8 protein-coding genes are annotated in these 12,234 nt (G+C 42.4%); 5 read left to right on the top strand and 3 right to left on the bottom strand.

What is annotated here, in order from left to right:
* Window position 1 precedes the first annotated feature (1 nt).
* Genes FBB35_RS01505 through FBB35_RS01495 form a run of 3 tightly spaced genes read left to right on the top strand, consistent with a single transcriptional unit; the run spans window position 2 to window position 5,475 of the window.
* Window positions 2-412: a hypothetical protein gene (locus FBB35_RS01505; RefSeq protein WP_174707948.1), complete on the top strand. Its 411-nt coding sequence runs from the start codon at window positions 2-4 to the stop codon at window positions 410-412.
* Window positions 378-2,594 (top strand): NHLP family bacteriocin export ABC transporter peptidase/permease/ATPase subunit, encoded by a 2,217-nt coding sequence (locus FBB35_RS01500; protein WP_174708179.1) that lies wholly within the window; start codon window positions 378-380, stop codon window positions 2,592-2,594. The genes FBB35_RS01505 and FBB35_RS01500 overlap by 35 nt, the downstream gene beginning before the upstream one ends.
* A gap of 7 nt (window positions 2,595-2,601) precedes the next feature.
* Complete coding sequence (locus FBB35_RS01495) at window positions 2,602-5,475, top strand: NHLP bacteriocin export ABC transporter permease/ATPase subunit (protein ID WP_174708178.1); 2,874 nt, start codon at window positions 2,602-2,604, stop codon at window positions 5,473-5,475.
* A gap of 230 nt (window positions 5,476-5,705) precedes the next feature.
* Here FBB35_RS01495 and FBB35_RS01490 read toward each other — a convergent pair whose 3' ends face one another.
* From FBB35_RS01490 to FBB35_RS01480, 3 genes are all read right to left on the bottom strand, one after another.
* Window positions 5,706-6,161 carry a hypothetical protein gene (locus FBB35_RS01490; RefSeq protein WP_174708177.1) on the bottom strand — a complete coding sequence of 152 codons (456 nt, stop codon included), beginning with the start codon at window positions 6,159-6,161 and terminating at the stop codon, window positions 5,706-5,708.
* 707 nt (window positions 6,162-6,868) lie between these two features.
* On the bottom strand, window positions 6,869-9,085 hold the full coding sequence (locus FBB35_RS01485) for a PAS domain S-box protein (protein ID WP_174708176.1): 2,217 nt from the start codon (window positions 9,083-9,085) through the stop codon (window positions 6,869-6,871).
* Between the two features lie 33 nt (window positions 9,086-9,118).
* Window positions 9,119-9,349 carry a hypothetical protein gene (locus tag FBB35_RS01480; RefSeq protein WP_174708175.1) on the bottom strand — a complete coding sequence of 77 codons (231 nt, stop codon included), beginning with the start codon at window positions 9,347-9,349 and terminating at the stop codon, window positions 9,119-9,121.
* A gap of 282 nt (window positions 9,350-9,631) precedes the next feature.
* Here FBB35_RS01480 and FBB35_RS01475 point away from each other — a divergent pair, with 282 nt between their 5' ends.
* Together FBB35_RS01475 and ispG are read left to right on the top strand one after the other, a co-directional pair.
* Window positions 9,632-10,603, top strand: coding sequence for a glutathione S-transferase family protein (locus FBB35_RS01475; protein ID WP_174708174.1), 972 nt, complete (start codon window positions 9,632-9,634; stop codon window positions 10,601-10,603).
* A 225-nt stretch (window positions 10,604-10,828) separates the two neighbouring features.
* The gene (gene ispG, locus FBB35_RS01470) at window positions 10,829-12,055 is read left to right on the top strand and encodes a (E)-4-hydroxy-3-methylbut-2-enyl-diphosphate synthase (protein WP_174708173.1); all 1,227 of its coding nucleotides are present in this window, start codon (window positions 10,829-10,831) and stop codon (window positions 12,053-12,055) included.
* Window positions 12,056-12,234 lie beyond the last annotated feature (179 nt).

The raw sequence follows: 12,234 nt of genomic DNA, 5'->3' as shown, positions 1-12,234 counted from the left end.
ATTGGGGATTGGGCATTGGGAATGGGGCATTGGGCATTGGGAATGGGGCATTGGGAATGGAGAGTTAAAAGTTAAAGGTTCACCCTCAGAAGCTCAACTTTCACCCTCAGAAGCTCAACTTTCACCCTCAGAAGCTCAACTTTCACCCTCAGAAGGTCAACTTCCACCCTCAGAAGGTCAACTTCCACCCTCAGAAGCTCAACTTCCACCCTCAGAAGGTCAACTTCCACCCTCAGAAGCTCAACTTCCACCCTCAGAAGGTCAACTTCCACCCTCAGAAGGTCAACGTCCACCTTCAGAAGCTCAACATTCACCCTCAGAAGGTCAACGTCCACCTTCAGAAGCTCAACATTCAAGTTTTAACTCTCCAATGCCCAATGCCCAATCCCCCATTCCCAATCCCAAAATTTAAACCAAATCGTGTTCGCACTTCTACACTTTTACAAATGGAAGCGGTCGAATGTGGTGCGGCTGCTTTGGGAATAATTCTGAGCTATTACGGCCGGATTGTGCCACTGGCTAAACTGCGTGAAGAATGTGGTGTCTCGCGGGATGGGAGTAAAGCTTTTAATATTCTCAAAGCTGCCAAAAACTATGGACTCAATGCTAAAGGTTTAAAACTGTCTCTAGAAAAGGTGACAGCTACCCGTCTTCCCTACATTGCCTTTTGGAATTTTAACCATTTTCTCGTGGTAGAAGGATATAGCAAAAAACGCGTTTACATCAACGATCCTGCCAGTGGTCGGAGAACAGTGAGTTGGGAAGAGTTTGATCGCGCATACACGGGTGTTGTGCTGACAATGGAACCAGGAGCGGATTTTCAGAAGGGTGGCAAAAAAAATCACATTATTTCGGCTTTAACTACTCGTTTACAAAACTCACGAATTACTATCTTATTTTGTCTGCTAGCTGGGTTATTGCTAACATTGCCTCGGTTAGCGGTGCCAGCTTTTGCTCAAGTGTTTATCGATGAGATTTTAATCCAAGATCGGCAAGATTGGTTACGACCTTTGTTGTTAGGGATGTTGTTAACTACTATATTGCGGGCCTTCCTTGCCAGACTGCGGCTTACCTACCTGCGGCGATTGATGGTTAAGTTGTCAGTCAGCACATCAGGACAGTTTCTCTGGCATATCCTGCGATTGCCCATTGGGTTTTATGACCAACGGTTTGCTGGGGAAATCAGTAGCCGGGTGCAACTAAATGACCGGGTGGCAGAAGTACTCTCAGGGCCTTTGGCAACCACATTAATTGATGCAGTAATGATGGTCTTTTACCTGCTGATTATGATTCAGTATGATCAATTATTGAGTGTGATCGCAGTTGGTTTTGCTTTAATAAATATTTTTGCCCTTTTATTTTTATCACAAACTCGTGTAGATGCAAACATGCGCCTAGCTCAAGAATATGGCAAGGTGGGTGGAGTAACGGTTAGTGGCATCCAAACTATAGAAACCATCAAAGCTTCTGGGCTAGAGTCAGATTTATTTGCTCGGTTTGCTGGTTATTATGCTAAAGCCCTGAATGCTCAACAACAATTAGGCTTACAAACTCAAATTCTCACCACATTACCCACAATTTTGACAGCCCTAACCACAGCTTCTATTTTGCTGGTTGGTGGTTTACAGGTAATGAAGGGCAATCTCAGCATTGGGATGCTGGTTGCCTACCAAAGTTTAACCCTAAGTTTCTTAGAACCAGTTAATAGCCTCGTTAATTTCGGCAGCACGCTGCAAGATTTAGAAGCTGATTTAAATCGCCTTGATGATGTGCTGCAAAATCCCGTTGATTTGGAAGTGGAGACAGGGGGCAGGAGACAGGGGGCAGAGGGAGAAGGGGGAGAAATTATTTCTTCATCTCTGTGGCAATTACAGGGAAATATTGAGTTACGAAATATCACTTTTGGCTACAGTCGCGTGGAACCTGCTTTAATTGAGAATTTTAGCTTAACTGTTCAGCCTGGACAACGCATAGCGCTTGTGGGGGGAAGTGGTTCAGGGAAATCTACAATTGCTAAATTAATTTGCGGTCTTTATCAACCTTGGGAAGGGGAAATCTGTTTTGATGGTGTAGAGCGATCGCAAATTAAGCGTTCTGTGTTGGCTAACTCATTGGCAATGGTTGAGCAGGATATCTTTTTATTTGCAGGGACTGTGCGAGATAACATCACTCTTTGGGATTCAACTGTGCCAGAAGCTGATTTGGTGCAGGCTTGCCAAGATGCAGCGATTCATGATGCGATCGCTTCTATGCCTGCCAAGTATGACTCTGAATTAATTGAAGGCGGTATGAATATTAGTGGTGGACAACGCCAGCGTTTAGAAATTGCCCGCGCTTTGGTGAGAAATCCCGCAGTATTAGTACTGGATGAAGCAACCAGCGCCCTCGATGTAGAAACCGAATTGATTATTAACCGTAACTTGCGACAGCGTGGTTGCTCCTGTATTGTAGTCGCTCACCGCCTCAGTACAATTCGTGATTGCCATAAAATTATTGTTCTAGACCAAGGTAAAATTGTCCAAAGTGGTACTCATGAGGAATTATGGCAGCAAGGCGGAACTTATGTTCGCTTACTCCACGCGGCAGAGGCATAGTTGAGCAATGAGTAGCCAGCAGGTGAATCTGTACTCTTTTCAGGCAAACGAACCAGTATTGTTAAATAACTCAGAAATATTCTGGATAGTGCAGTCTGGGACATTAGCTGTGTTTGCTACTGGAGTTAAAAACAGTTTACTAAGACAGCAGCGCCGCTATCTGTTTCATGTCAACGCTGGAGAAGCATTATTTAGTGCAGCGTTTTTACCGGAAGAGGGCAAGTGGAGTTTTGTAGCGATCGCAATTGAACCTACCCAATTATGCCAGATGTCAATGGTTGATTTGGTTCAGGGAATTATAGAGGCTGACTCTCAAGCCATAAAACTTTTAGAAGGTTGGGTAAATCATTTAAGTCAGTCTTTTAGCGCCCAGCAAACAGTTTTGACAACGCCATTAAACCTTGTGCAGACATCGGGACAGGATTTTTCATTATCCACTGGTGAGGCACTACATCTGTGGCAACAAACACTTGTGTGGGTGAAGTTGCAGCAAGGTAATGTTAGCTGGATGGGAGTTGAGGAACTAACGTTGAATCCCGCCTCGCCAGTTTTTCCCCTCACGAGTGCGATGTGGTTGGAGGCAGAAAATGCAGTTATTGGACAAGTATTAACAATCGCAGATTTACCAAGTCACGAAGAAATACGCAGTAGTTTAGTATGTTTACATACTTATTTCTTTCGCTACTTGAGTTTGCTAGCAAACAAGCAAGCAGAAGCAGAATTTCGGCAGTTTCAGCAAAGAGAGCAACTTAATCAGCAAGTAATCAAGGGCGCACTCTCTGAATTAGCAACAGTATTGCAACCACAGCAAGAAGCTGTATCTCAAGAGGGGCCGCCTCTCTTGGTAGCAATGGGAGCAATTGGACGGACATTGGGAATTGAGATTCGTCCAGCAGCAGATAATTTTAGTTCAATTAAAGACCCTGTGGCAGCGATCGCTCAATCATCGCACATTCGTATCCGGCGTGTGACTTTGGCGAATGGTTGGTGGCGAAAAGATCAAGGGCCGATGCTAGCTTATACACAATTAGAAAAGCGCCCAGTAGCCTTATTACCAACACAAAAGCGGGATTATGTCATCTTTGACCCAGTTACGCGAACTCGCATCCCCGTAAATGAGGCAGTGGCAAAAACACTGACAACATCTGCCTACGTTCTGTATCGACCATTGCCCCAAGTTGCACTCAAAGCCATTGATTTAATTCGGTTTGGGGTGAAAGGTTATGAAAAAGACATCGCTAGTATTTTAGTAGTGGGGCTACTGGGGACGATATTGGGAATGGTTGCACCACAAGCAACAGCAATTTTAATCAATAATGCTATTCCAGATAGCGATCGCGCTTTACTATGGCAGATAGGATTAGTAATGTTTGCAGTTGCCTTTGGGCAGCTAGCTTTTCAAGTTGCCCAAAGTATTATTACCCTACGAGTTGAAAGCGCCACTGATAGCGTATTGCAACCAGCTATTTGGGATCGCCTGCTGAGATTAAGTCCGAGGTTTTTTCGTCAGTATACTGCCGGAGACTTAGTTAACCGTGTCATGGCGGTGAGGGAAATTCATCAAAAACTGAGCGGTGCTACCCAAAAAACTTTGTTGAGTGGGGTTTTTGCCTTACTCAATTTAGTGTTGATGTTTATTTACAGCTGGCAATTAGCACTGGTGGGAGTGGGTTTAGCAATCTTTGCTGCTGTGGTTACGACAGTTGCAAGTTTCCTCTTGGTGAAGAAATCCCGCAAACAGCAAGAACTCAATGGCGCGATTCAGGGACTCACTGTCCAACTAATCAACGGTGTTGCCAAACTGCGGGTAGCAATGGCAGAAGAACGAGCATTTGCTGCTTGGGCAAAAAAGTATAGCCAGCAAATCCGGCTAAAGGCGAATTGGCAACAGATTAAAGATGGTATGTCTGTATTCAATGAAGCACTACCTTTAGTCAGTTCTATATTGCTTTTCGGATTGGCGATGCTGTTGATGCAGCCACGCCTCACACTTGGGATATTTGTTGCTTTTAACTATGCCTTGACAATTTTCATCAAAGGGATAATTGACCTGAGCAATACTGTATCTGAGATTTGGGGGATTGTACCAATATGGGAACGAGCAAAACCGATTTGGCGATCGCAGCCTGAAGATAACTCAACCAAAGTTAACCCTGGTCAATTAAGTGGTCGTATTGCCCTAGAAAGTGTGAGTTTTCGCTACTCGGAAAATGGCAACTTAATTCTCAATAATGTCAGTGTCCATGCTGAACCAGGAGAATTTGTAGCGATTATTGGCCCTTCTGGAAGTGGTAAATCAACGATATTTCGGTTGTTGCTGGGATTTGAGACTCCATTGACAGGCAGTGTCTACTATGATGGCCAAAACTTAGCAGATTTGGAACTTCAGGCTGTACGCAGACAGTTGGGAGTAGTATTGCAAAATGGCAAATTCGGGACTGGCTCAGTTTTTGATAATATCACCGCCGGAGCCTTGGTTTCTCTAGAAGAAGCTTGGGAAGCCGCACAGATGGCAGGCTTGGCTGACGATATCAAACAAATGCCAATGGGAATGCATACTATAATCGCCGAGGGTGGTACCAATCTTTCTGGGGGACAACGGCAAAGATTATTGATTGCGCGATCGCTAGTTGCAAAGCCCAAAATTATTTTAATGGATGAGGCAACCAGCGCTCTGGATAATCGCACCCAGGCAATTGTGACTGAAAGTTTAGCCAAATTAAATGCTACCAGAGTGGTGATTGCCCATCGCCTCAGCACAATTCGTCATGCAGACCGCATTTATGTTCTCGATGCAGGTAATGTAGTGCAGATGGGTAATTTCTCAAAATTGATTGCAGAAGAAGGATTATTTGCTCGACTTGTAGTCCGGCAGTCATAACACCTTTTATTCTTAAGACAATACAATCATTGCTATGCTGATTGATTGCTGCCACAAATTGTATGAACCTAAGTAAGTGGGCGTAAATAATTGTCGTTGGGATAAGGCAATAGGCAATCAATACTTGTCGAGTTTTGGGGAAAAAGCAAAGAGAAAAGGGGTAAAGAAAAACCTTTACCCCAATAGTTCATTTAACAATTTTTGGTTGTAATTCAGGTTAAAATTAGTGTTTAAAACTCATCCGATAAAACCACTTTTAATTTGGTGTTAAGCTTTGGTGCAAAACCACTTCCTTCAGCTACATAAGTAATTGCTCCTCCAGCTTCTAAAACCGCAGGGCCACCACAGGCTTTAATTAAATCAACACCATTCTTTACCTTAATATCTTGACAACCAAATTCAAGTCCATTTGGGCCAGTAATTTGAATCTTATTGATTGTTCCAGTTTCACCAGCCGGTAAAAAAAGTTTAGCAGAGCGAATAACTGTTGTCGCTGGCAAAGGAGTTGTTGTTGTGTCGATACTGAACTTGCCTCCAGTAATTGGCGCTTTTTCCGTGATAATTAAGGTAGCAAGGGTGCTTGGTGCTGCGATCGCCTCTGTAGAGAAACAGAAAATCAGAAATGATAGAGCAAATGCTAAAATCTTGGTTAAGCGCATGGACTTTTTGAGTGAATTCATAATCATTTTTTGTTGAACCTGTAATTTTTAATGCCAGCTAGAGCAAATATTGTCTCCATCGCTGTACTCAAAAGCTACGATATCAACCAAAAAACGTATTTAATAGTACCCTCAAGGGTACTATTAGGCTGAGTTTTCATTTTATAGCAGCTTCGATTTTTCCTATCTTCCCTACGAGACGCTGTTCGCATCCGCTTGAATACCGTCGTCAGTGCGATCGCTTTTTTCCAAAGTTCAAGCATCCCCCCAAGTTGCCATCTAGCTCTCGTTTTGGCAATTAGACGGAAAAAAGTTAAGTGAGTTAAGCATTTCTTCCTTCTCTCTGTGTTCTCTGCGCCTCTGTGGTTAGTTAAAAAATTTACTTTCACAAAGGTTTTTAGCCTTAACTGAACCATATTGAATTAAAAAATAGATATATTTGACTACTGTATTGGTTTTGAAGTAGTACATCCAGCAGAGTTAAATTGTTGATCAACTTTGCTTTTTTCTGATTGCTCAAATAGATTATTCAGCAATAGCGATCGCATTTTCATTAATTCACTCCAAATTAAAAACTAAATTTATTAATATAAAACTCATATCTGATTGTTGAAAAAATTCCGTATAGCTCAAAGAGGCTTCTTACCTATTGCCTTCCTATCCCGCTTGCGCTGCACTAAAAATTTGCTGAAGTTTTATGATTAGATATTGCTAGCGTAGCTCATCTGAAATATCTAATGCCGAATTGGAATTTTAATTACAAACTCTGTTCCTTGACCTGGTTTGGAGTAACACTCCAATTTGCCACCATGTTTTTCGGTAATAATTTGATAACTAATAGACATTCCCATACCTGTTCCCTTACCCACAGGCTTGGTGGTAAAAAATGGATTAAAAACCTGCTTTTCAACTCCTTCTGGCATCCCTAAACCATTGTCGGCAATCGCAATTTTGACCCAATGAGAATCTATTAACGTGCTATGAATGGTAATTTGGGGTAGAGAAACTTCATTGTCTGTTTTTTGTTCTAAGGCATCAATAGCATTTGCAAAAATATTCATAAACACCTGATTCAGTTGTCCAGCGTAGCATTCTACTAAAGGTAAGCTGCCATAGTTTTTGATTACATTAATTTCGGGAAATTCTGGTTTTTCCTTAAGGCGATGTTGCAAAATCATTAAGGTACTGTCTATGCCTTCGTGAATATCTACAGCTTTAAACTCGGCTTCATCCATGCGCGAGAAAGTACGCAGTGACAGGACAATCTGACGGATGCGTTGAGTTCCCACTTTCATTGAATTCAATATTTTTGGTAAATCTTTCTGAATGTATTCCAGGTCAATTTCTTGGCATAAAGTTAGCAGTGGGTTGAGTTGCTCTGCTAACGCGTAGCTTGCTTCACCAGAGTAGCAATTACCATTCTGAAATTCAGGTGGGTTAATGATTTGATATGAGTTAATTAACCGTAATAAATCTTGGGTATGTTCTTCAAGATGGCTGAGATTACCGTGGATAAAATTGACAGGGTTATTGATTTCATGGGCGACTCCGGCCACAAGTTGACCCAGACTAGACATTTTTTCAGCCTGAATCATTTGTGCTTGGGTACGTTGGAGTTCTTGAAGAGTTTGGGCTAAATCTTCTGCGTGTTGTCTAAGCTGGGCTTCGATTTGTTGGCGATCGCGGATATCACGGGCAATGGTTGAGAAGAATTCTATTTCACCTTGTTCATTTTTGTGGGCAATGATCACTTGGGAAACTGGAAACTCTTCGCCATTGCGACAGCGAAATATAGATTCTCCAGACCAAATCCCTTCTCGAGCTACGGTAGGTATTATTTCATTCTGGAATTTTTCTAATATTGATAGTCCTGTAACCTCGCTAATATGAAATTTGTTAGTTTCTGAGGCTGGAATTTGTAAAATCTTCTGCCCTGCTTTGTTTAGGTAGCAACTATTTCCATCTGCATCAGCCATACCGACAATATCAGTTGTGGCTTCTAAAATAGTTAGCAGTCTTCTTTGCTCTTGTTCAGCAAGTTTGCGATCGCTAATATCTCGCACTACCGAAAGTGCATGGGGTTTGCCATTGTAGTTAAAGAGTTTGCCAATAACTTCTATATCAAAATAAGTGCCATCTTTGCGAATATCTACAGCCTGAGTGTGAAATTCACCTCCCATCTTGATTGTGTTGATGAATTCCCCGAATTGCTGCAAAGAATCGGGATGAACAAAATCTGTAGGACTTAAGTGGAAAAATTCTGCTAGAGAATAGCCATGCATCTGACAAAAAGCGGGATTGGCAGTGACAATCTTACCAGTATCTAAATCAACAACACTGATGCCATCATTCACAGTCTCAAAAATGCTGCGATACTGAGCTTCTTGTTGACTTAAGGTTGCCTCAGCTGCTTTGCGTAAGCGAAGCTCGTTGTAGACATTACTAATATCCCTAGCTACACAAACAACAGTGTCCTCGTTCATTGGCGCAATACTCGCCTCAAACCAAACTTCTTGATCGCCAATGGGCAAGCTATATTCGATTTTGAAAGTTTTCTTGGTTTCTAGTGCCTGTTGAATGCAGTTGAGAAAAGAGTCTGCAAAAGCAGAAGGTAAAACCTCGTGCATGGTTTTACCTATTAGTTCCGCAGGCGGTTGGTATAGTAAAGGCGCACCGCTAGGAGCAATTTTGAGGTAACGTCCTTCGGCATTAAGCATGAGAATCACATCTGGTATGGCGTTAAATAATGCTAGTAATTCTGCTTGAGAAGCCTTGAAGGTTAGTTCTGCTTGACAATTACTTTCTAATAGTTGTTTTGATTCTCTAAGTTTCTGTTCTAATTGGGCGATTTCTGCACTTAATTCTGTAGTGGATTTTGCCAGTTGTTGCTCTAACTGAGCGTTTTGCTGACGAAGAAAAAGTATTTCTTGCTCGAATTCTGTGTTATGCATGAATTGTTTCTCCTGCTTACTGTTGAACTGGAATTAATATCTCAAATTCCGTACTTTGCCCTGGAGAAGAGTTGCATTGGATCGAACCACTATAATTTTTCGAGCGATCGCTAAAAACTCTTGTAAATATCCGACATATCGTCTCGGTTCAAAACCAAAATCATCTTTGAGGGAAAAGTCAGTTTCTCGATACTCTCGATAAACTAGGGTTCTCGAACCATTGGAGATTTCTTCAGTTACGTGGTATCCAAGAATACTAACCATGCTGCTACTAAATCTTGAAGGCTTTCATCTTTAGTCTTCCCAAATAGCTAACGCCAGTTTTATCTCAGGTAGTAATTATTATTTGGGCAGGGTGCAGGGAGCATAAACTCTTTCTGATGCGTGAGTTCTGCATTTTCTACCTCACTTATTTGTAAACTGCTGCATCTGTAAAAAATCGCTATCATTTAGCAAAATGACTTGCATTACTATTTGGATAGCGCTTTTATTGAGTTAACTAAACTAGCAAAGGCAGAATTACACCATCACGCTTAGGAGAGAATTATGGCATCAAGAATGATGGTCGGAGGTAAATGGATAACCGATGAGAATGAGCAGAATCAAAGCGGTGAGTTCCATGAGATGCCAACAACCTTTCGCGATCGCGTTACCGCCGATGGTTCTAGTAGTTTTAAGGCAGAAACCGGACGCTATCACCTCTACGTTTCCTTAGCGTGTCCGTGGGCGCATCGCACCTTAATTATGCGAGAACTCAAAGGGTTAAATGATGCCATCTCAGTCTCTATTGCCGATCTGATTCTAAGCGATTTGGGCTGGAGCTTTTCTGCACCGCTAGAGGTTATACCTGACTCGGTGAGTCATGCTCAATATTTGTCAGAGATTTATCTGAAAGCTGCTCCTAAATATACAGGGCGAGTCACTGTTCCAGTGTTGTGGGATCGACAAACTCAAACTATCGTCAACAATGAATCTCGTGAAATTATGCGGATGTTTGACGTAGAGTTTGAGGAATTAGCGACACAGAAAGTAGACTTATACCCACGCGACCTACAACAGAAGATTGATGAAACGATCGATGCAATTTATATGTCAATCAATGCTGGTGTATATCGCTCTGGTTTTGCGACTTCACAAGCAGCCTACGAAAAGGCGGTAACTGAACTCTTTGAGAGTTTAGATCATTGGGAAACCATTCTGAGCAAGCAGCACTATTTATGTGGCGTTCAACTTACTGAAGCCGATATTTGTATGTTTGTGACGCTGTATCGCTTCGACTCAGTGTATCACGGTCACTTTAAGTGCAACTTGCGGCGAATTCTCGACTATCCGAACCTCTGGAATTATCTAAAGGATCTGTATCAGCGTCAGCCATTCAAAGCAACGTGCAATCTAGACTATACTAAACGCGGCTATTACATGAGTATGACCGAGATTAATCCAAATCGAATTGTACCCAAGGGGCCAATCATCGATTTTGACGAACTGCACGATCGCGATCGCTTCGGTAAGCCGTAAATGACCCAGAGAAAAATTTTAAGCGATCGCGACTACCAATTTATCGCAGCTAGCCAAAATCTCACTAACGCTACTTAGTTAAAAGAGTTTTTAATTCTTTACGTAGCTCATTCTCCACTTTTTTCTACATAATCGTCCAAAAGAGCCACTAGCTGTGGCAATCTGGGAAACAGAGATTTATCAAATCTGATATTTTTAGCTACTGCAAATTTACCCGATCAGGTTATGCAAACTCTGCCCATAGTAGATACTTCAAATACTGCATCAAGTCAACCTATCTTTGATACAACTATCAAGCGGCGTAAAACCCGTCCCGTAAAGGTAGGAAATGTCACCATTGGCGGTGGCTACCCCGTTGTAGTGCAGTCAATGATTAACGAAGACACCCTTGATATTGATGGTTCCGTAGCTGGTATTCGTCGTCTGCACGAAATCGGCTGCGAAATTGTCCGTGTTACAGTGCCGAGTATGGCTCATGCTAAAGCTTTAGCAGAAATTAAACAAAAATTAATAAAAACTTACCAAGACGTGCCAGTTGTGGCTGATGTCCATCATAATGGGCTAAAAATCGCCCTGGAAGTCTCCAAGCACATAGAAAAAGTGCGGATTAATCCGGGGTTGTATGTCTTTGAAAAGCCCAACGTCAATCGAACCGAGTATACTCAATCCGAATTTGACGAAATTGGCGATAAAATCCGCGAAACTCTAGAACCTCTAGTAGTTTCTTTGCGAGATCAAGGTAAATCAATGCGAATTGGGGTAAATCACGGTTCCCTCGCCGAGAGGATGCTATTTACCTACGGTGACACCCCAGAAGGAATGGTGGAATCTGCCATAGAATTCATTCGCATCTGTGAATCCTTGGATTTCCGTAATTTGGTAATTTCCATGAAAGCTTCACGAGTACCTGTGATGCTAGCCGCCTATCGCCTGATCGCCAAGCGTATGGATGAGCTGGGTATGGATTATCCGCTACATTTAGGCGTTACCGAAGCTGGTGATGGCGAATATGGGCGAATTAAATCTACGGCTGGTATTGCTACCTTACTTGCTGATGGCATAGGCGATACAATTCGCGTCTCACTCACAGAAGCACCAGAAAAAGAGATTCCCGTCTGTTACAGCATTCTCCAAGCTTTGGGATTGCGAAAAACGATGGTGGAATACGTCGCTTGTCCTTCTTGTGGGCGTACTTTGTTTAATCTAGAAGAAGTGTTACACAAAGTCCGGGAAGCCACTAAACACCTGACTGGGTTAGACATAGCAGTTATGGGTTGCATTGTCAATGGGCCCGGCGAAATGGCAGATGCCGACTATGGTTATGTTGGCAAAACGCCTGGTTACATTTCCTTATATCGTGGTCGAGAAGAAATTAAAAAAGTCCCAGAAGACAAAGGTGTAGAGGAATTAATTAACCTCATTAAGGTAGATGAACGCTGGGTAGAACCTTAAGGGGAGCAGAGAGGGGCAAGGGGGCAGGGAGCAGGGAGATAAGGGGGAATTATTAAACAAGTCTCTCCGTTTCCACACTCTACCTTGTTTCCTTTGTCTCTTCTTCATGCCCAATTCCCAATTCCCAATTCCCAATCCCCAATCCCCAATTCCCAATCTTAAAACTTTTGTATTGATAC

It is taken from the genome of Nostoc sp. TCL240-02, assembly GCF_013343235.1.
Taxonomy (GTDB): domain Bacteria; phylum Cyanobacteriota; class Cyanobacteriia; order Cyanobacteriales; family Nostocaceae; genus Nostoc.
Note: the sequence above shows the minus strand (reverse complement) of the source record. Positions and strands in the feature narration are given on the sequence as shown.